The 20,219-nt window shown below is 60.2% G+C and carries 18 protein-coding genes; 11 read left to right on the plus strand and 7 right to left on the minus strand.

Annotation, left to right across the window (positions count from 1 at the left end; all coding sequences use genetic code 11):
- The first annotated feature begins 90 nt into the window (after positions 1-90).
- Positions 91-354: a hypothetical protein gene (locus tag ACN0X0_RS10755; RefSeq protein WP_417279161.1), complete on the plus strand. Its 264-nt coding sequence runs from the start codon at positions 91-93 to the stop codon at positions 352-354.
- A gap of 138 nt (positions 355-492) precedes the next feature.
- Here the strand turns inward: ACN0X0_RS10755 and ACN0X0_RS10760 are convergent, their stop codons facing one another.
- Entirely contained in the window at positions 493-2,901 is a 2,409-nt protein-coding gene (locus tag ACN0X0_RS10760) for a membrane-bound PQQ-dependent dehydrogenase, glucose/quinate/shikimate family (RefSeq protein WP_417279162.1), read from the minus strand.
- A gap of 319 nt (positions 2,902-3,220) precedes the next feature.
- Positions 3,221-3,382: a hemin uptake protein HemP gene (gene hemP, locus ACN0X0_RS10765; RefSeq protein WP_219785121.1), complete on the minus strand. Its 162-nt coding sequence runs from the start codon at positions 3,380-3,382 to the stop codon at positions 3,221-3,223.
- Positions 3,383-3,767: 385 nt separating this feature from the next.
- On the opposite strand from hemP, the gene ACN0X0_RS10770 reads away from it, so the two are divergent.
- Genes ACN0X0_RS10770 through ACN0X0_RS10785 form a run of 4 tightly spaced genes read left to right on the plus strand, consistent with a single transcriptional unit; the run spans position 3,768 to position 9,647 of the window.
- Positions 3,768-4,835: an efflux RND transporter periplasmic adaptor subunit gene (locus ACN0X0_RS10770; protein WP_417279163.1), complete on the plus strand. Its 1,068-nt coding sequence runs from the start codon at positions 3,768-3,770 to the stop codon at positions 4,833-4,835.
- On the plus strand, positions 4,832-5,911 hold the full coding sequence (locus ACN0X0_RS10775) for an efflux RND transporter periplasmic adaptor subunit (RefSeq protein WP_417279164.1): 1,080 nt from the start codon (positions 4,832-4,834) through the stop codon (positions 5,909-5,911). Before ACN0X0_RS10770 ends, ACN0X0_RS10775 begins: the two co-directional genes overlap by 4 nt.
- Positions 5,908-8,949, plus strand: coding sequence for an efflux RND transporter permease subunit (locus tag ACN0X0_RS10780; protein ID WP_417279165.1), 3,042 nt, complete (start codon positions 5,908-5,910; stop codon positions 8,947-8,949). The genes ACN0X0_RS10775 and ACN0X0_RS10780 overlap by 4 nt, the downstream gene beginning before the upstream one ends.
- Positions 8,946-9,647 (plus strand): TetR/AcrR family transcriptional regulator, encoded by a 702-nt coding sequence (locus ACN0X0_RS10785; protein ID WP_417279166.1) that lies wholly within the window; start codon positions 8,946-8,948, stop codon positions 9,645-9,647. Before ACN0X0_RS10780 ends, ACN0X0_RS10785 begins: the two co-directional genes overlap by 4 nt.
- A gap of 4 nt (positions 9,648-9,651) precedes the next feature.
- Here the strand turns inward: ACN0X0_RS10785 and ACN0X0_RS10790 are convergent, their stop codons facing one another.
- The 5 genes from ACN0X0_RS10790 to ACN0X0_RS10810 form a co-directional block, all read right to left on the minus strand.
- On the minus strand, positions 9,652-10,311 hold the full coding sequence (locus ACN0X0_RS10790) for an aspartate/glutamate racemase family protein (RefSeq protein WP_417279167.1): 660 nt from the start codon (positions 10,309-10,311) through the stop codon (positions 9,652-9,654).
- 8 nt (positions 10,312-10,319) lie between these two features.
- Complete coding sequence (locus tag ACN0X0_RS10795; protein WP_417261336.1) at positions 10,320-11,156, minus strand: ABC transporter permease; 837 nt, start codon at positions 11,154-11,156, stop codon at positions 10,320-10,322.
- Positions 11,157-11,159: 3 nt separating this feature from the next.
- Positions 11,160-12,014, minus strand: coding sequence for an ABC transporter permease (locus ACN0X0_RS10800; protein ID WP_417261335.1), 855 nt, complete (start codon positions 12,012-12,014; stop codon positions 11,160-11,162).
- A 92-nt stretch (positions 12,015-12,106) separates the two neighbouring features.
- Positions 12,107-13,372: an ABC transporter substrate-binding protein gene (locus ACN0X0_RS10805; RefSeq protein WP_417261334.1), complete on the minus strand. Its 1,266-nt coding sequence runs from the start codon at positions 13,370-13,372 to the stop codon at positions 12,107-12,109.
- A 32-nt stretch (positions 13,373-13,404) separates the two neighbouring features.
- Complete coding sequence (locus ACN0X0_RS10810) at positions 13,405-14,379, minus strand: ABC transporter ATP-binding protein (protein WP_417279168.1); 975 nt, start codon at positions 14,377-14,379, stop codon at positions 13,405-13,407.
- A 250-nt stretch (positions 14,380-14,629) separates the two neighbouring features.
- On the opposite strand from ACN0X0_RS10810, the gene ACN0X0_RS10815 reads away from it, so the two are divergent.
- The 6 genes from ACN0X0_RS10815 to ACN0X0_RS10840 all read left to right on the plus strand — a co-directional run bounded on the left by ACN0X0_RS10815 (position 14,630) and on the right by ACN0X0_RS10840 (position 20,218).
- Positions 14,630-15,316, plus strand: coding sequence for a GntR family transcriptional regulator (locus ACN0X0_RS10815; protein WP_417261332.1), 687 nt, complete (start codon positions 14,630-14,632; stop codon positions 15,314-15,316).
- Entirely contained in the window at positions 15,313-16,146 is an 834-nt protein-coding gene (locus tag ACN0X0_RS10820) for a GNAT family N-acetyltransferase (protein ID WP_417279169.1), read from the plus strand. The genes ACN0X0_RS10815 and ACN0X0_RS10820 overlap by 4 nt, the downstream gene beginning before the upstream one ends.
- A 51-nt stretch (positions 16,147-16,197) precedes the next feature.
- Positions 16,198-16,875: an HAD family hydrolase gene (locus ACN0X0_RS10825; protein WP_417261330.1), complete on the plus strand. Its 678-nt coding sequence runs from the start codon at positions 16,198-16,200 to the stop codon at positions 16,873-16,875.
- Positions 16,872-17,843 carry a sugar-binding transcriptional regulator gene (locus tag ACN0X0_RS10830; RefSeq protein WP_417279170.1) on the plus strand — a complete coding sequence of 324 codons (972 nt, stop codon included), beginning with the start codon at positions 16,872-16,874 and terminating at the stop codon, positions 17,841-17,843. The genes ACN0X0_RS10825 and ACN0X0_RS10830 overlap by 4 nt, the downstream gene beginning before the upstream one ends.
- A 119-nt stretch (positions 17,844-17,962) precedes the next feature.
- Positions 17,963-19,273, plus strand: coding sequence for an ABC transporter substrate-binding protein (locus ACN0X0_RS10835; RefSeq protein WP_417279171.1), 1,311 nt, complete (start codon positions 17,963-17,965; stop codon positions 19,271-19,273).
- A gap of 72 nt (positions 19,274-19,345) precedes the next feature.
- Positions 19,346-20,218 (plus strand): carbohydrate ABC transporter permease, encoded by an 873-nt coding sequence (locus ACN0X0_RS10840; protein WP_417279172.1) that lies wholly within the window; start codon positions 19,346-19,348, stop codon positions 20,216-20,218.
- Position 20,219: the final 1 nt, after the last annotated feature.

The following is a 20,219-nucleotide window of genomic DNA, read 5'->3' on the forward strand; positions in this document are numbered from 1 at the left end:
GTGTCTTCTTCATCGGAAGCTCCTCGTTCATCCTGCCGAGAAAATTCTACTTCCGCATCCACCTAAGATCGGGGGGGGATTACCGGGCGTTTGAGCTTTGTCCCCGAATTCATCGTTCCGTTTGATGGCTTGAGTGCCGAGCTGACCCAGACCTCTTTTGCGCTTCAGCCGAAGCTGAGCTGTGAATGGGTCGATATGGGCACAACAGAGGAAGATTGCGGTGCCGGGCTGGGCCTGTCGATCATGTCTGTCGATACCGACAGCGGCGCGCGGTTCAACGCCGAATACGCCTATGAAAAGATCGGATCGGTTGAAACCACGTCGGTCAGTATGAAGCTGGTCTTCGAATTCTGATCGGTCTGGAATAGGTCCTGACAAAGAGAAACGCGCCAGAGATTATCTGGCGCGTTTTTTTGTGCGTGTCCCCAAATGCCGTTCAGCCGAAGGGGAGATGTGCTGGCCCGTCGCGAGAACCGGCCAGCGTCCGTATCCTCACCCTTGCGGCAGGGCGTAGGCGATCAGGTAATCGCCGCGATCCGGCGACTGACGGGCACCGCCAGCAGAGATCACGATGTACTGACGCCCGTCTTCCGGAGAAACGTAGGAGATCGGCGTGCCTTGCGAGCCAACCGGCAGGCGGACTTTCCAGACCTCTTTGCCAGTCGCGCTGTCAAAGGCACGCAGCCAGTAGTCTTGCGTGGCGGCAAAGAACACCAGACCGCCCTGCGTCGACAGAGACCCGCCGATGGTCGGCATGCCCACAGGCATCGGAAGACGCATCTTCATGCCGAAAAGAACCGTGTCCTGAACCGTGCCAAGCGGCGCCTCCCAGGCGACGGACTGCGTGTCGAGATCGACGGCGGTCAGCGTGCCGAACGGCGGTTCCTGACAGGGAATGCCCAGCGGCGAGAGGAAGCGGTTTTTGTTGACGGAGTAGGGCGTACCTTTGAGCGGAACGCCACCCATCACGGTGTTAACGGCTTCGGAGCCATTGGAGGCCGCAGCATCCGGGTCCTGTTCCATCATATGCACCCAGAGGCCCAGACGCATGTCGTTGATGAAGATGGTGTTCGCGGTCGGGTCATAGGACAGACCGCCCCAGTTCATCCCGCCAAGCGAGCCCGGGAAGGACAGCGAATAATCGGTGTCCGGCGCGGTGTAGAGACCCTCGTAGCGATAGCCTTTGAAGATCACGCGACACATCATCTGATCGAACGGGGTCGCGCCCCACATGTCTTTCTCGGTCAGAGTTTGCGCCCCGATTTGCGGCATGCCAACGGAGAGCGGCTGTTTCAGGGCGTATTTTTCGCCCGGAATAGTCGCCGGTTTGACGTCGATCTCTGTGACCTCGGTCAACGGTTGCCCCGTCGCACGGTCGAGCACAAAGATCTGCCCGGCCTTGGTGCCAAAGATCAGCGCAGGCGTGCCTTTGAAGTCGATCAGCGTCGGCTGCATCGGCACGTCAAAGTCCCACAGATCGTGGTGCACGGTCTGATAGACCCATTTCTCGTCGCCGGTGGTGGCGTCGAGGGCAAGGATGGAGGCGCCGTATTTCTCGTCTTCCGGCGTGCGTTCCACACCCCAGAGGTCGATGGCGGCGTTGCCGACCGGCATGAACACGGTGTTGCTTGCCGCGTCATAGGTCATCGGCGCCCAGACGTTCGGTGTAGACCGCGTATAGGCGGAGCCGTCGGCAGGCGCGTTGCGATCTTCGGGGTTGCCCGGATCGAAAGCCCATTTCATCTCGCCGGTGATGGCGTCAAAGCCACGCATCACACCACCCGGCATATCGAGCGCCACGTTGTCGGCAACACGTCCGCCCACAACGATGGTGGAGCCCGCCAGAAGCGGCGGAGAGGTCAGCGAGTAGAGCGGCGCTTGCGCGTCCCCCAGGCCCTGTTTCAGGTCGATCATGCCCGCGTCACCAAAGGTTTCGCAAAGCTCACCGGTTTCGGCATCCAAAGCCACGAGCACCGCGTCGATGGTGTTCATGTAGATGCGTTTTTCACAGGCGGCGCCTTCCGGCAGGTTGAACGGGGTCACAGGTGTTGCGCCCTCGACGGTCGGCTGTTCGAGCGGAATAGACGTGTCGAGATAGGCCAGACCGCGACACCGCACCCAGGTGCGGGTGTCCGTCGGGAAATCATGACGCCAGTTCTCTTCGCCGGTCGTCGCGTTCACGGAGATCACGATGTTATTGGGCGAACAGAAATAGAGGTCTTCACCGACTTGCAATGGGGTGCCCTGATCTTCGGAGCCGCCGCCATTGGGGGAGTCCGGAATGTCGCCAGTGCGGAAGGTCCAAGCGACCTCAAGCTCGTCGACGTTGTCGGGCGTGATCTGATCCAGCGCCGCAAAACGCGTGGCGTCGGGCGTGGAGCCATAGCTGCTCCAATCCGTCGGCGCGCCTTCGGCGACGGGTGTTTCCCCCGAAGCAATCTCGAAATTATGCTGACCATGCGGCTGGAACATGCCCCAGACCATGCCCAGAACGACAACCAGAGACACCGCGGCAATGCCGAGGAACGGTCCCGTCATCGGCGCACGGCCGGCGCGTTTGAGCGTCAGCGGATGCAGCGCCATCATGAGCATGAAGATGATCAGGAAGGTAAAGATCCGGGCGTGCAGCGGCCAGAAATCGAGGCCCGCTTCCCAGAACGCCCAGACCACGGTGAGGGCAAAGGCGATGGTGTAGATGATCGTGCCGCTCGGCGAGCCGCGCATGATCTGAACGCCGGAGGCCACAAGTGCGAGGCCCATGAGCAGATAATACCAGCTGCCGCCGCGCGTGATCAGCATCACGCCGCCGCCAGCCAGTCCGATTCCCACCAGCGCCAATACTGCGCCAAGCAGGACGAGCAGCCATGTCCATGACTGCTTCGAGGAGGTTTCTTCGGTCATTTCATATCCTAAGAGACAGTGTTTTCACTGTCATTTGAACCGCGTAAAATGATCGCCCCTCCTCCCCAAGACGATCACGTGGCACAAATGAACACCGCGCTCTTCTCACGTGCGGCAAGTTGCCTCAAGGTCAAGAAACGAACATTGGTGTGCGCTAACATGCACATGTTAACGGATACCTGTGCAGAGACGGGACGCAGCCTCTCCTGTGGAGGGGAGTTCGCGCCCTACCCACGCGTCGCAATCGAAGAGATGAAGCGCAAAGCTTTTCTCATCTCTCCGAATGCGGGACGCATCTGCGCCTTCAGCTGATGCGCTGTCATTTGGTCAGGATCAGCTTTCCGGCGCGGGTAATGCGCAGGGTGTAAAGCTGGCCGTCCAGATTGATCTGGCGCGTGCTGCCATCGGCAATCAGGCTACGGGCATCGACGGGGGGGAGTTGACCTGCATCTGCGGTCATCGAAGTTACATGTGCGTTCATATCAGAGGCCTTTACGGTCTTGTCGGTTTCATCGGTCATATTGACCCGCCTGCCTTGCGGGTGGGCGGTGCGTTTATCGCGCGGTTAAAATCACCAAGACTGGCTGGACGTGTCTCGTCTCTGCTTGCCAAGGATGCCGCGTTGTCCACGCGACTCGCCGAAATGCTTCGGTCCTTGTCTCTGGATATTAAACCTTAGTTTTTCTGTCAACTTTATCTGTAGATGAAATTATAAAAGATCTCGAAGAGCATCGCGTTCACAAAAGGAAATGCGATCAAATTTAATATTGACGGAAGTGTCATTTCTAATGTTTGAAAGACATAGACCAAAGTGCATATCAAGGCGACGGCCAATGTTGCGGCCGCAAAAATGTCAGGAGACGGACATGACCCCGCGAAAGACAGTTGGAAAAACAGTCGGATGGCTCGCGATAGCGTTGCTTCCCATCTCCGCTTTCGCGGAAACGCCTGTGGTCGTCGAACTGATCAAGGCTCAGTCGCACCCCATCGAACAGGAGTTGCGGCTGGTGGGATCGGTCGAGGCCTCCGACAGCTTTCCGGCGTCGTTTCGGCGTGGTGGCCAGATCGACGTATTCAACGCCGAGATCGGCATGCATTTCAAAGCAGGCGAGGTGATCGCCCGGATCGATCCGACCAATATTGTGGCCGAGCTGGACGCAGCCAAGGCCAATCTTGATGCCGCAGAGGCCGCGCTTGTTCAGGCGGATCAGGCGCGCACCCGTGCCCAGAGCCTCTTGGATCGCGGCGTCGGCACACAGGCGCAATATGACGAGGCGCAGCAAAGCTATCTGGCCGCAAAAGCCACGCGGGATCAGGCCGCAGCGCTTTTGGAAACGGCGGAACAGGCCAAGGACGACACCGTCCTGCGCGCCGCGCGCGATGTCATCGTCACCGATCGTTTTGTAGACCTTGGCGAGGTGGTCTCCGCCGGCAAAGCCGTGGTGCAGCTCGCGCCTGAAGGCGACTTGCAGGCCATTTTCCTCGCCCCCGATGCGGCCGGTCTGTCGCGGATGCGCGGGCGTGAGGTCGAGTTGGACCCGAACGGCCCGCTGCCGCCTTTCATCACGACGGTCACAGAGGTTTTGCCCGTCTTGAACGCCACCGGGACCGTCGAAATACGTGCCGATATTCCGGTCGAACGGACCGAAGATATCCCCATCGGCACGTCGATTTCCGGTCGCGCTGCGGTCATGACGGACACCCGGATCGTGCTGCCCTGGACGGCGCTGAGCGCCAATGCCGAGGGGCCCGCTGTCTGGCTTGTCGACCCCGTTGGTTTCACCGTGTCCCTGATGCCGGTAACGATTGCGGGGTATGACGATACGCAAATCGAACTGTCCGAGGGGCTGCATGACGGCGATCTCGTCGTCGGCGCCGGGTCGCATCTTTTGTACGATGGGCGCAAAGTTCAGAGCATGGAGGCGACACAATGAAACGGATCGCTTTGGGCCTTTTTCTCAGCTTGGCCACTCCCCTGTTGGCCGCAGGCCCGGTTCAAACCTCCGAGGTTGTGGTCGAAGGCCTGCGCCCGGTTGTCACTGAATACGTCTCCGCGAATCCTTCCGTCGAACGGCAGTTCTCTGGCGTGATCCGGGGCGAGGATGTGGCCTCATTGGCGTTTCAGACCAGCGGACGTTTGGCCGCGATGAATGTCGAAGCGGGGGACCGGATCAAGGCGGGGCAGGGGCTTGCGACGCTGGATCAGATCACGTTGGCGCAAGATGTTGCGGTGGCTGAGGCGGCTCTGTCCTCGGCCGAGGCGCAGGCGGAATTTACGCAGTCGCAGTATGATCGTGTCGCGGCGCTTTTGGCCCGTAATGTCGCCACCACGGCCCAGATCGAGGCGGCGCGTGCCGCCCGCGATGCCGCCGTGGCTCAAGCGGAAAGTGCCCGCGCCGATCTGGTCCGCGCGCGCGAGGCGGCTGGCTATGGCCAATTGATCGCGCCGCGTGACGGCATCGTTTTGAGCACGGATGTCGAACCGGGCACGATGGTCAGCCCGGGTGTGAGCGTGATGGAAATCGCCGACCCTATGGGGCGTGAGGCGATCATCGATGTGGCGGAAAGCTTTGCCACGATCATCCCAGCGCATGCGCGTTTCACGGTCTATCACCGCGCCGAAGGTGTGGCGCCGGTCGAAGCGGAGCTGAGCGTGATCGAACCGGTCGCGGAGACCAGTCTCGACACGCGGCGGCTGCGTCTGATCCTGATCGATCCGCCGGAGGACTACCGCATCGGCACCCTGATCACGGCGAGCTACAATAGCGACAGAGCGCCTGTGATGACCCTGCCGCAAACGGCGATTGGCGGAACGACTGAGGCACCGGGCGTTTGGCGTGTCACGGCAGAGGGCGACACGCGGGTCGCGCATTTCACGCCCGTCATGCTGGGCGCCGAGGTCGGGGATCGCATCGTGATCAAAGAAGGCCTCGCAGAAGGCGACGAGATCATCACCCACGGGGTTCACGGATTGGAAGACGGCCAAGAGGTCGGGGAGCGTTTGCAATGAAAGGGTTCAACCTGTCCGATTGGGCGCTGGGGCATCGCTCCTTCATCTGGTTTCTGATGCTCGTCGCGGTGGTCGCAGGCGCTTTGAGTTACATGCGTTTGGGGCGCGAAGAGGACCCGTCTTTCACCGTCCGTACCATGATCGTCACCGCCAGCCTGCCGGGCGCGACTGCCGAGGAGACCGTGACGCAGGTCACCGACCGGATCGAGCGCAAATTGCAGGAATTGCCGACGCTCGATGGCACGCGCTCCGTGACTTATCCCGGCATTTCCATGGTCTATGTCGATCTGCGCGACGATGTGCCCAACAGCGAGATTACGCCCTCCTGGACCCGCGTGCGCCAGATGATGTCCGACATTCGCCCTGAATTTCCTTCGGAATTTCAAGGCTTTTCCTTCAATGACGATTTCGGCGATGTGTTCGGCACGATCTATGCCTTCACCTCCGACGGGTTCCGGCCCGAAGAGGTGAAAGACTATGTCGAGGACATCCGGGATGTGGTGCAAAGCCTCGATGCGGCGGGTAAGGTCGAGCTGTTCGGCACCCGCGATCAGGTGATTCACCTCGAATTCTCCGCGCGTCGTCTGGCGGCCTTTGGCCTCGACGCTGGTGCGGTTTTGTCGTCCCTGTCGGCGCAGAACGAGATCGTGCCCTCGGGGATGATTTCCACAGAAGACGAGAACATCCTGCTGCGCGTCACCGGCCAGTTCGACACCGTCGAAGCGCTGGCGCAGGCGCCTTTGCGCTCGGGCGATATTTTCTTCACGCTTTCGGATGTCGGCGAGATTTCCGAGGGCTATGACGATCCGCCGAGCGAGCTGTTCCGCTTTAACGGCGAGCCTGCCATCGGCCTCAAGATCGGCATGCTGGACGGCGGCAATATCCTCGATTTCGGCGAGGAACTTGACCGCACGATGATGGAGCAGGCTGCGCTTTTGCCGATGGGGATCGATATGCATCACGTCGCCGATCAGCCGAAGGTGGTGGACGACTCCGTCGGGCATTTCGTCAAGGCATTGATCGAGGCGGTGGTGATCGTTTTGGCGGTGAGTTTCGTGTCTTTGGGCATGCGCGCCGGCTTTGTCGTCAGCCTGACGATCCCGCTCGTGCTGGCGCTGACTTTCGTGTGCATGGAGATGCTGGGCATCACGTTGCAGCGGATTTCTCTCGGGGCGCTCATCATTGCGCTGGGCCTGTTGGTCGATGACGCGATGATTGCGATCGAGACGATGATCTCGCGGCTTGAGCTGGGCGAGGGGCGGCGCAAGGCGGCGTCCTATGCCTGGACCTCGATTGCCTGGCCGATGCTGACCGGCACGCTGATCACCACGGCGGGGTTCATTCCCATCGGGCTCAATAGTTCGCAGGCGGGCGAATACACCCGCACGCTGTTCTATGTGATCGCGATTTCTCTGGTGCTGAGCTGGATCGTCGCCGTGCTTTTCGCGCCTGTGCTGGGCGCCACCTTCCTGCCAAAGAAGTGGAAGCATCATGACGGCGAGCCCGGCTGGCTGCGGCGCCGGTTCCACGTCATGTTGCGGCTGGCGATGCGCTATAAATTCCTCACCGTGCTTTTGACATTCGTCGTTTTCGGCCTCTCGGTCGTGGGGATGAGCAAAGTGGAACAACAGTTTTTCCCAAGCTCGGATCGCCCCGAAGTCGTGGTCGATGTCACCCTACGCCAGAACGCGAGCATCTATGCCACGGACAGCACCATCGCCAGTTTCGAGACCTGGCTGAAGGATCAAGTCGAGGTGAGCTTTTGGACCTCTTATGCCGGAACGGGCGCGCCGCGTGTCGTGTTGACGCTCGAATCTCTCACGCCCGGCCCCAACATTGGCCAGCTTTTGATCATGACGCCCGATCTGGAGGCGCGGGATCGGTTGATTGCGAAAATCCGTGCCTATTCCGAGGCGTTGCCCGCGGCGGAATTCTATCCCAAGACCTTTGAGATGGGTCCACCGGTCGGCAAGCCGGTGCAATACCGGGTCTCCGGGCCGGATTATGCCGAGCTGCGCGATCATGCGCGAGGGTTTGCGGCGGCGATTGCGGCGGATGATCGGCTGACGGCGATTGCCCTCGATTGGAATGAGCCGACGCGGGTGGTGCGGGTCGATCTCGATCAGGCGCGTCTGCGGCAATTGGGTCTGACCCAATCCGATGTTGCGGGGGTTCTGTCGTCGCTCTTCGAGGGCTCGACGGTGACCCAAATCCGCCAGAACCGCGACCTGATCAATGTCGAAATCCGGGGCGCCGAAGAGGATCGCAAAACGCTCACTGCGCTCGAGAACCTGCAATTCGCCAACACTCAAGGCGTGGCCATCCCGCTGTCCTCCATTGCGACGCTCGATTGGGTCACCGAACAGCCGTTGATCCGCCAAGAAGACCGCGCGCCGGTGATCACAGTCAAGGCGGCGATTGCCAATGACGATCTGCCGGCCACGATTGTCGATGATCTCGCCCCCATCGTGGCGGAGTTCGCCGAGACATTGCCGCGCGGCTATACGGTCGAGGTCGGCGGCACGGTGGAAAGCAGCGCCGACAGTCAGGCGCCGATCATGGCGGTGATGCCGATCATGCTGCTGATCATTCTGACGCTGACGATGATACAGGTGCAGAGCTTCCGCCTGATGTTCGTCGTCATGGCCGTGGCTCCCTTGGGGCTGATTGGTGTGGTTGCCTCGCTCTTGACGGCGGGGGCGCCGATGGGCTTCGTGGCGCTACTGGGGGTTTTGGCCCTGTTCGGCATCCTGATCCGCAATTCGATCATCCTGATTCAGGCGATTGAGGATTTGCGCCGCGAGGGTAAATCGCGCTGGGCGGCTGTCTTTGAGGCCTCCGACAGCCGCGCGCGTCCGATCCTTTTGACGGCTGCGGCGGCCTCTTTGGCACTGATCCCGATCTCGCGTCAGGTGTTCTGGGGGCCGATGGCCTTTGCCATGATGGGCGGCATCATCGCGGGGACGTTGATCACACTTTTGTTCGCGCCCGCGCTTTATTGCATCGTGTTCGGCGTCAAACCTGAGGCGGAAAAATGAGCGAGAGGCACGAGCATCCGAAAGAAGATCACCGCACGCGGGTCGGCCAAGAACGGCGACAAAAGACGCTGGATCGGTTGATCGAAGCCGCCATTTTGGTCTTTGCCGAACGCGGCCTGAATGGCACGGTGATCGACCATGTGGTGAGCCGCGCGGGCGTGTCGCGGGGAACGTTTTACAACTATTTCGACACGATCGAAGACGCGTTGGAAACGGCGCGGATTGCGCTTGGGCGCGAGGTGGTTTTGCTGGTCAAGGACTCCGTCGACCTGAGCCAGCCACCGGCGGAGCGCATTGCCCATGGCATTCACGTGTTCATCGAGATCGCCCGGCGGAACACATTGTTCCTCGAATTCACCGCGCGTCTCGGGCGGCGCAGTTTCAGTTTTGCCGCTGTGCTTTGTGAAACCGGGCCGCGATTCATCTCCGACGGGATTGCGTGCGGTGCGTTTCAGGACGTGCCGGAGAGCCTGATTTTCGACATGCTCGAAGTCGGCACCATCGCGATCCTGCGGCGGATCATGGCCGGAGAAGCGGTGGATGTAGAGGCCTTCGTGGCGGCGATGCTGCGCATCTTGGGGCTCGACTTCGAGAGCTCTGTGACTGTGGCAAAGCAGGCTGTGCCGCAAAGCCTGCCCGACATCCCGGAGGACAGTCTCTTGGCGCGCGGCAATGCGGCCTGGCTCAGTTCGCACTAAAGGCTTAACCCGCGTGTTGCTGCATCCGCCCCATGGCTTGCGCCAGTGCGGTGGCCGCCCGCACCCCGTCGATCAGCACCAGCCCGGTTTGCTCGGAGAGCGTCGCGTGATGCGCCGACATTCCCGCACAGCCGAGGATGATCGCCGAGGCGCCCGCATCGCCCATGCTCCGGATGTTCTCGGCCAACCGGTCCAGCACTTCGGGCCGGCCCTCTTCGACGTCGAGCACCGGAATGCCGCTGGCTTTGATGCCGAGACATTGGGTGCTGAAGCCTTGGTTTCGGATGTTCGTTTCGATCACAGGCAGGGAGACGTCGAGCGTGGTCACCACGCCAAAGTTTTGCCCCATCAAAAGCGCCATGTGATAGGCCGCCTGTCCGATGCCGATCACCGGGCAATGCGCCTCGGCGCGCATCTCATTGAGGCCAGTGTCGTCGAAGCAGGCGATGACGATGACATCGACAGCCTCAAGGCGGGCTTTCGGCAAAAGCGCCATTTGTCCGGCCAGAGCCGCCGCGCCATCCTCAGCGCCTTGAATGGCGGGCGGGCCATCATGGTTGGTCCAGCCGAGGATCTCCGCTTCGGGCAAGGTCGCGCGGGCCGTTGCCACAACACTTTCGGTCATGGCCTCGGTGGAATTGGGGTTGAGAAAGAGAATTTTCACGGCTTGCCTCAGACACCTTTGCCCGCATCCGACCCGAACCGGGCGCGGCGTTTGCCCAGCACCCAGACGGTCAACAGGAACGCCCCGATGATCAGTAGCGAGAACAGCGTGGTCATCGTGCCCAAAGCGTAGATCACTGGCGTGGTCACATTGGTCGTCATGCCGAAAATCTCCAGAGGCAGCGTGTTGTAGGAGCCTGCGGTCAACAGGGTCCGCGCAAATTCGTCATAGGACAGCGTAAAGCCAAAGAGGCCAACCCCGATGAGCGAGGGCGCGATGATCGGCAAGACCACATAACGCACGGTTTGCCAAGGGGAGGCGCCTTGGTCGCGGGCGGCTTCTTCAAAGGATTTGTCGAAGCGGTTGAACACAGCGAACATGATCAACAGACCAAAGGGCAGGGTCCAGGTGAGCTGCGAGCCAAAGCCCGAGGTGGCCCAGTGAATTTTCAAGCCGAATTGGTTGAAAATCAGGCCGACCCCCAGAGAGATCAGGATCGAGGGGATCACCAGCGAGGCGATGATCAGGTAGAACAGGATGCCGGAGCCATAAAAGCGTTTGCGGAAGGCAAAACCACCCATGACAGAGACCACAACGGTCGTCACCATGACCATGAGGCCAAGCGCGAAGGAGCGGCGGAAGCTGCCCCAGATGTCGCCCACGGCCTGTTCTTGGAACAGCTCGCGGAACCAGTTGAGCGAGGTGCCCTGCATCGGAAATGTAAGCCCGCCGCCGGGGCCTTGGAACGACAGGATGCCGATGGTCAGCGTCGGGCCGTAGAGGAACAGGATGAACAATCCGAAGAAGGCGGTGAGCACGTAGAAGGATTTGGATTTCTTTTCCATGGCTCAGAGCTCCTTTCGGATATCGACAAAGCGCAACAGGATGCCGATCACGATCAAGACGGTGATCAAAAGGATCACGGCGGTGGCGGCGGCGGACGGATATTGCAGCAGGGAAATGTCGTTCGAAATCAATCGCCCGACGTTGGCCTTTTGCGACCCGGACATAAACCGCACGGTGATGAAATCGCCCATCACGAGGGTCAGCACAAAGATCGTTCCAATCATGATGCCGGGCTTCGTGAGGGGCAAAATCACGTGGGTTAGGGTCTGAAATCCGCTGGCGCCATTGTCGCGGGCCGCCTCGATCAAGGAATGATCAATCCGCGTCATCGTGTTGAAAATCGGCACGACCATGAAGAGCGTGTAGAGGTGCACAAAGGCGAGGATCACGGAGAAATCGGAATAGAGCAGCCATTCAAGCGGCTGATCAATCACGCCCCAACTTTGCAGCATGGAGTTCGCGATGCCGTTGCGCCCGAGAAAGGGGATCCAGGAAATCATCCGGATGATGTTCGAGGTCCAGAACGGGATGGTGCACAAGAGAAACAGTGCGATCTGCGTTGTCTGGTTCTGGATATGAAAAGCCAGATAATAGGCAACCGTAAAGCCGATCGCGAGGGTCAGCGCCCATGTGATCGCGGCATATTTAAAGGTCGCGAAAAAAACTTTGTAGGTCACCGGAGAGCCGAAGAGGAATTCGTAATTCTCAAGCGTAAACGCCGGGATGATCGAAAACTCGGTGGCCTGCCAGAAACTCACCACCACGATGGTGATGATCGGCAGGATCAGGAACCCGATCAGGATCAGGGTCAAAGGCGAGGCCTGAAGCCAGCCCTGGATGTGACGGTTCTTGAGCATCGTGTGCCTTCTTCTGTCTCAAAATATCCCGGGGGAGGAGGCGTGCAGGCGTGACGCCTGCACGGTGGAGGGGGCAGCGCCCCCTCTTTGCATTAGGACGCGATGAACTCGTTCCATTTGCGAACCATATATTGGTTCTCGTCCATCACAGCATTCCAGCAGGCCACAGCCCCCATGCGGTCGTAGAACGACCCGCCATCGCGCGTGTCGCCCGCTTGGGCCAGCACGTCGCCGGTCGGGGAGGTGATGACGTCGGTCGCGGGCTTGCCCTCGAACCAGTAGCCCCATTCGTTCTCGGTCATGAAGTCTTTCGAGGTTTCCGGAACTGCGGAGTAGTAGCCTTGGCGCATCAGATAGCCGCCGACCCAACCGGAGAGATACCAGTTGATGTATTCGTAGGCCGCTTCGAGCGCCATGCCAGACAGCGAAGACGACAGGCCGATGCCGCCGCCCCAGCTCCGATAGCCCTCTTTCAGCGGCTGGTAGACACAGTCGATGCCGCGCGATTTCACCGCGGTGATCGCCGGAGACCACATGGATTGGATCACAACCTCGCCCGAGGCCATCAGGTTCACGGACTCGTCGAAGGTCTTCCAGAAGGCGCGGAACTGGCCGTTCTTTTTCGCCTCGGTGAAGATCGCCATGGTCTTGTCGATCTCTTCGCGGGTCATGTTGCCCTTGTCGCCATATTGGATCTCGCCCATGGCTTCGCAGACCATCGCCATATCCATGATGCCGATCGAGGAAATGTCGAGGATCGAGGCTTTGCCTTTGAATTCCGGGTTCAAAAGCTCGGTCCAGCTTTCGATCGGACGGCCGATCAGGTCGGGGCGGATGCCCAGCGTGTCCGCGTTATAGATCGTCGGGATGAGGGTCATCCAGCCGGTCTCTTCATCGGCAAAGGAGGTGCCGCCCGGGCCATCGACGAAGCCCACAGAATGCGGTGCGGTGCCCTGTGCGATGGTGCTTTCGGGCGTCAGTTTGCCGCTGCGGAAAATGCCGACGATCTTGTCGTAATTGGCGATTTTCGAGGTGTCCATGGCCTGAAGGTTGCCAGTCGGCCAGACTTTCTTACAGATCCAGTATTCGATGTCGGCGATGTCAAAGCTGTCGGGCTGGGTCGCGGCGCGCTGGGTCACAGAATCGGAATCCAGAGCGGTCATCTCAAGCGTGAAGCCGAGGTCTTCTTTCACCTTATTGGCCACATCGTTGAGGTTCGACACGCCGGTGCCGAATTGGCGCAGCGTGATGTCCTTGATTTCCTGGGCCCAGACCATCGGCGCCGGAAGGGCCGAGGCGGCAACGGCAGCGGCACCGCCTTTGAGCACGGCACGCCGCGAGTAACGCATTTTAGACATGTAAGTTCATCCCTTGTTGGAGTGGTTTTTTATCAGGCTTGGAGGCGGTGCAGCCGCCCCTCGTCCCAGGCGAGGCTCACCGCATCGCCCGGATTTTTCGGATTGGAAAAGAAGGTGCTTTCGGGCACGAGGGCCAGAACCTCTTCGCCTGCGCCCGTTATCGAAGTCATCGCCACATGAGCGCCCTGATATTCGACGGAGGTCACGGTCGCAGGCAAACCCGTATCGCCAAGCTTTACCTCATCGGCACGCAGCGCGACTTTGGCGCCATCCAGAGAGATCACATTGTGACCGCCCATGAACCGCGCAACGAATTCGGTTTTCGGCGTGTTCCACACCTCGCGGGCGGGACCGGCCTGTTCGATGATGGAATTGTTCATCACCACGATCTCGTCAGCCAAAGCCAAGGCTTCGTCCTGACCATGGGTCACGTGCAGGAAGGTGATGCCCAGCTCGCGTTGAATGCGTTTCAACTCCGCACGCACCTTGATGCGCAAAAACGGATCGAGCGCGGAGAGCGGTTCATCGAGCAACAGGACGCGGGGCTTCGTCACCAGAGCGCGGGCCAGGGCGACACGCTGTTGTTGACCGCCTGAGAGTTGCGCCGGAAGTCGATCCGCGAAATCGGTCATATGCACCAGCTCAAGCATCTCGCCCGCCGCTTTATGGCGCTCGGCCTTGTCGACACCTTTCATGCGCAAGGAAAACGCCACATTGTCGCGCACATTCAGATGCGGGAAGAGCGCGTAGCTTTGAAACATCATCGCCGTGCCGCGTTTGGCGGGCGGCAGGTGCGAAATGTCGAAACCGTCCAAGAGGATCGAGCCGTCGGTGACGCTTTCATGCCCGGCGATCATCCGGAGCGTCGTGGATTTGCCACAGCCCGACGGGCCCAAAAGGCACACATAGGTGCCATTCCTAAAGACGTAATTGACCGCGTCCACGGCGGTGGTGTCGCCATAGCGCTTGGTCAGTGCCACGAGTTCCAGGTCTTTACCAGAGCGCATATCTCACCTGCTGCTTGCGTTTCGATGGGTTTACGCTTGTCCGGTTTTTGTCTGAGCCGAAGTTTTTTTCGCAGTTGCAGCGCCGCTGGGCATAAAATGCCTGCTGTTTGTGCGCTTCGTACATAAGAGTGCATTAATTATGCGCTAAAATCGTATACAATGACGTAGACAATATTATTTCCCTTCCAGACTTGAGAATCGGAAGCGAGGGCGGAAACTAGGACAACGGTCGAGTGTGAAGGATAAAAACATGCAGGGTCAGGCGGATCAGAGGGAAAGCGGGAGCGCAAGGGTCGCGGAGAGCCTTGCCATAGCCATCCACGAACATCGCCTGTCGCCGGGCATGAAGCTGAGCGAGGACGAGGTCGGTGAGATTTACGGCGTGAGCCGCACCGTGGTGCGCGCCGCGTTACAGGAACTGGCCCATGACCGTCTGGTCGAGTTGAAACGCAATCGCGGTGCCTTTGTTGCGCAACCTTCTGTCAAAGAAGCGCGCGAGGTTTTCGAGGCGCGGTCTCTGTTGGAGCCCCGCACCGCGAAATCCGCCGCCGAACGTACCACGCCCGAAGACATCAAAATTCTGCAAAAGCATATCGACGAAGAACATGCCGCGCTGCACGCCGGCGACACGGGCCGCGCATTGCACCTGTCCGGCATGTTCCATGTCGAGATCGCCCGCATCGCCGACCAATCCACCGTCGCGGAGTTTATAGCCCAGCTGGTGTCGCGCTCATCGCTGATCATCGCGCTCTATTGGCAGCGGCGCACGGCGCTTTGTGAAAGCCACGCCCATGATGCACTGATCAAGGCGCTGGCCCGCCGGGATGGCGCTGCCGCAGAGGAATTGATGAAACATCACCTTCTGGACCTTTTGACCTCGCTCGATCTGCGCGATCAGCCGTCTGTGCCGAAATCCCTGAAAGAGGCGCTCAATTGATCCTGCGCGGCGCAAGCCCCGCAGAGGTTGCGGCGATGCTCGACTGGGCCGCCGAAGAGGGCTGGAACCCGGGGCTTGAGGATGCAGACGCCTTCGCATGTGCCGATCAGGACGGCTTCTTTGTCGCGGAAAAGAAAAGCGGCTTGGCGGCGGCGATTTCGGTCGTAAACCATTCGCCGGGCTTTGCCTTTTTAGGGCTTTATATTTGTAAGCCGAAATATCGCGGGCGCGGGATCGGGCTGAAACTCTGGAGTCATGCGCTTGAGCACGCAGGCACGCGCACTGTCGGTCTCGATGGTGTGGCGGAGCAACAGGCGAATTATGCCAAATCCGGTTTTGAGAAAACCGGCGCCACCCATCGCTTCGAGGGGCCTGTGCCGGATGTGACCTGCGAGGGCCTGCGGGGTCTTGGTCCGCGTGAGGCCGCCGATCTCGGTCAGCTCGATCTCTTGGCCAATGGCTTTCTGCGTCCCCGGTTTCTGTCCTCTTGGCTTTTCGACACGGAGACCCGCCGCACTGTGGTGTTGGACGGGCCTGACGGTCCGGTCGGTTTTGCCACCGCGCGGCTCTGTCGCGACGGCTGCAAGATCGGACCTCTGATTGCACCTGATGTCGAGGCGGCTCTGGCGCTGATGTCCACTGTGGCACGGGCGCTGGGCCAGACACGCGCCATTCTGGACGTGCCGGGCGTGCAGGGCGCGTTTTGCAATCGCCTCGTGTCGCTCGGCTGGCAGGCCACTTTTGAGACCGCCCGCATGTATCGCGGCACGCCGCCACAGCCGGGCCATCCCGAAACACTGTTCGGTGTGGCGACGCTTGAGCTTGGCTGATGGTATTCGCTCTGCCATAAGGCGCGCAGCAACCAGCGTGACGGAGGGGCGATGTTCGATCTGGTGATCTTCGATTGTGACGGCGTTCTGATCGACAGCGAGGTGATTTCCGCGCGCATGTTGATCGACGAATTGGCCGGCTTTGGGGTCGAGATCGACGCGGAGTATGTGGCGCGGCATTTCCTTGGGCGCAGCTATCCGGTCGTGATGCAACAGATCCGCGAAGAGTTCGGCCTGACCTTGCCGGAGGGGTTCGAAGCCGCCTATCGCGCGCGTCTGATCGCGGCCTTTCAACAAGAGTTGCGCCCCATCCAAGGCGTGCGTGAGGTGATCACACAGCTCTCTGTACCCTATGCCCTGGCCACAAGTTCAAGCCCGCCGCGTTTGGCGGATTCGTTGCGCATCGTGGGCTTCAGCGATCTCTTCGAGGGGCGATGCACCACCGCCTCTGAGGTCTCGCGCGGCAAACCTGCTCCCGATCTTTTCCTTTTGGCCGCGGAGAAAAACCGTGTCTCCCCAAGCCGTTGCCTCGTCATCGAGGACTCGCTTGCGGGGGTGCAGGCGGGATTGGCGGCGGGCATGACCGTCTGGCGCTTCACCGGCGGAAGCCACCTGCGCGGGCTCGATCTGAGCGGCGCAAACGGGGCCGAGCCGCATCGCATGTTTGCATCATTCGCGGATTTCTTTCATTCTACATCGCATCTTTGCGGGGGAATATCCGGGTCATGACCAAAGGAAATGTGCAAGGCTTTGCCGAGGACAGCGATGTCTCGCCGCGCGATTTGGCGGCGCGTGCAGCGTGGTTGTCCTTTGTCGGCGGGATGACGCAGGACCAGATCGCGCAGGAGCTGGGCATTTCCCGTCAACGCGCGCAGCGGCTCGTGGCGCGCGCCTCTGCCGAAGGGTTGATCCGGGTGCGGATCGACCATCCGATTGCGCGCTGTCTGGAATTGGAACGTGATCTCAAGGATCGGTTCGGGTTGGAGGCGGCCTGGGTCTCGCCGGGGATCGGGGCGGGGGCCGATCCGCTGATCGGGCTGGCGCCCTTTGTCGCGCCGGTGTTGGAACGGTTCTTCGAGGACAGGCAGTCAAAAACCTTTGCGCTGGGCACCGGCCGGACGCTCAAGACCGTGGTCGAACATCTGCGCACCGTCGATGGCGCGCATCACAAGCTGGTGTCGCTCATTGGCAATGTTGCGCCGGACGGCTCTGCCTCGTTTTATGAAGTCATCATGCGGTTTGCGGAAAAGACCCGCGCCAAGCATTACCCGATGTCCGCCCCGGTCTCGGCGCGGGATGACGCGGAGCTGGTGCTTTATCGGTCCCTGCCGCATGTGAAGGCCTCGCGCGCCTTGGCGAAATCTGCCGATCTCGCCATCGTCGGTATCGGGCAGATGGGCGATGACGCGCCGCTATATGTGGACGGGTTTCTGACCGCCGAAGAACTGACTGATCTGCGGGCTGCCGGTGGGGTCGGCGAGATTTGCGGCCATATTTTCGACGGTGCTGGTCGCTACCTCGATCACCCGGTGAATCACCGCATGGTCGGGGTGCAAGTGCCGGTGCAGGAGATGCCGGTTTACTGTGTCGCGGCGGGCGACTCCAAGCTTCCGGCGCTGCGTGCGGCACTGGGGGGTGGGTTGTTGGCCGGTGTTTTCACTGATGAGCGCACCGCCAGGGATTTGATTTCTAACTAAACTTTCCCGTGAAAGATGACGTTATGGGCGTTTTGGAAAAGCGTCTTGACAGAAATGCGCACATAGGTGAGCATTAGTTCATGATATGGGCAAATGCTCAAATCTAATGGGAGGATATCATGAACACGACTTTCCGCGCCCTCATGGGGGCGTGCGCTCTTGCTGCATTGGCGACAGGGGCCACTTCCGAGACCATCACGGTCGCCACCGTCAACAACGGCGACATGATCCGCATGCAGGGTCTGATGGATGATTTTTACGCCAAACATCCCGACATCGAGGTGGAGTGGGTCACGTTGGAGGAGAACGTGCTGCGCCAACGGGTGACGCAGGATGTGGCCACCAAAGGCGGGCAGTTCGACGTGATGACCATCGGGACCTATGAGGTGCCGATCTGGGGCGAGCGTGGTTGGCTTGTGTCGCTGAACGATCTGCCGGAGAGCTATGACGTCGACGATCTGCTGCCCGCGATCCGCGATGGCCTGACCGTCGATGACGAGCTGTACGCGGCGCCGTTCTATGGTGAAAGCTCGATGGTGATGTATCGCACCGACCTGATGGAAAAGGCCGGTCTTGAGATGCCCGACGCGCCGACTTGGGCCTTCATCAAAGAAGCCGCCGCCGCGATGACCGACAAGGACAACGAGGTCTACGGCATCTGCCTGCGCGGCAAGGCGGGCTGGGGCGAGAACATGGCGTTCCTCTCGGCGATGGCCAATTCCTACGGCGCGAAATGGTTCGACATGGATTGGAAGCCGCAGTTCGATAGCGAGGCCTGGGCCAACACGCTCAACGACTATCTTGAGTTGATGAACAATTACGGTCCTCCGGGCGCGTCGGGCAACGGGTTCAACGAGAACCTCGCGCTGTTCCAGACCGGCAAATGCGGCATGTGGATCGACGCCACCGTCGCGGCCTCTTTCGTGACCAACCCGAGCGACAGCCAAGTGGCCGACAGCGTCGGTTTCGCGCAGGCACCGGACAATGGTCTGGGTCCGCGTGGCAACTGGCTTTGGGCATGGAACCTCGGCATTCCGGCGGGCACGCAGAAAGTCGACGCGGCGAAAGCCTTTGTCGAATGGGCGACGTCGAAAGACTACACTGCGCTCGTCGCCTCGAAAGAAGGTTGGGCCAATGTGCCGCCGGGCACGCGTCAGTCGCTTTACGAGAACCCGGAATATCAGAGCGTGCCTTTCGCGAAGATGACGCTTGAGTCCATCCTGTCCGCGGACCCCAAGAACCCGACCGTGGATGAGGTGCCTTATGTGGGCGTGCAATTCGTTGCGATCCCGGAATTTCAGGGCATCGGCACTGCCGTGGGTCAGCAATTCTCAGCGGCTCTGGCCGGTCAGATGAGCGCCGAACAGGCTTTGGACAACGCCCAGAAACTCACCGAGCGTGAGATGATGAAGGCCGGATACATCAAGTAAACCGTCCTCCTCGCGGGCCGGCGTCTTTAGTACCGGCCCGCCTTTTTCCCTCTGATCGCCGAGGCACATCACATGGCCACGAAACATTCTCGCATGAGCGCGCGGCTCATGATCTTGCCCGCTGTTCTTTTGCTTTTGGGCTGGATGCTGATCCCGCTGTCGATGACGCTCTATTTCTCTTTCCTGCGCTACAATCTGTTGATGCCGGGGATGGAGGAATTCACCGGGCTCACGAATTATCGCTTTTTCCTCACGGACCCTGCGTTCTTTGCCGCGCTTTGGAACACGATCGCGCTGGTGGTTGGCGTCCTGGTGGTCACCGTGATCGGCGGCATCCTTTTGGCGCTTTTGCTCGATCAGCCGTTTTTCGGTCAGGGCATCGTGCGCATTCTGGTCATCGCGCCCTTCTTTGTCATGCCGACCGTTTCGGCGTTGGTGTGGAAGAACATGTTCATGAACCCGGTGAACGGTCTCTTTGCCCATGCTGCCAAAGCGTTGGGGTTGCAGCCCTTTGACTTTCTGTCCTCGGCGCCTCTGGCCTCGATCATCGGCATCGTAAGTTGGCAATGGCTGCCCTTCGCGACGCTGATCCTGCTGACCGCTTTACAGTCTCTCGATCAGGAACAACTCGAGGCGGCCGAAATGGATGGTGCGCCGTGGATCAAGCGGTTCTGGTACATCATGCTGCCGCATCTGGCGCGTGCGATCACCGTGGTGATCCTGATCCAGACGATTTTCCTCTTGTCGGTCTTCGCCGAGATTCTCGTGACTACGAATGGCGGTCCGGGCACGGCGTCCACAAACCTCACCTACCTCATCTATATGCAGTCCTTGCTGCAATTCGATGTGGGCGGTGGCTCCGCCGGTGGCGTCGTCGCCATCATCCTCGCCAATATCGTTGCGATCTTCCTGATGCGGATGATCGGCAAGAACCTCGACGCGTAAG

Origin of the sequence: Celeribacter sp., assembly GCF_048270365.1 — a bacterium.
Lineage (GTDB): Bacteria > Pseudomonadota > Alphaproteobacteria > Rhodobacterales > Rhodobacteraceae > Celeribacter.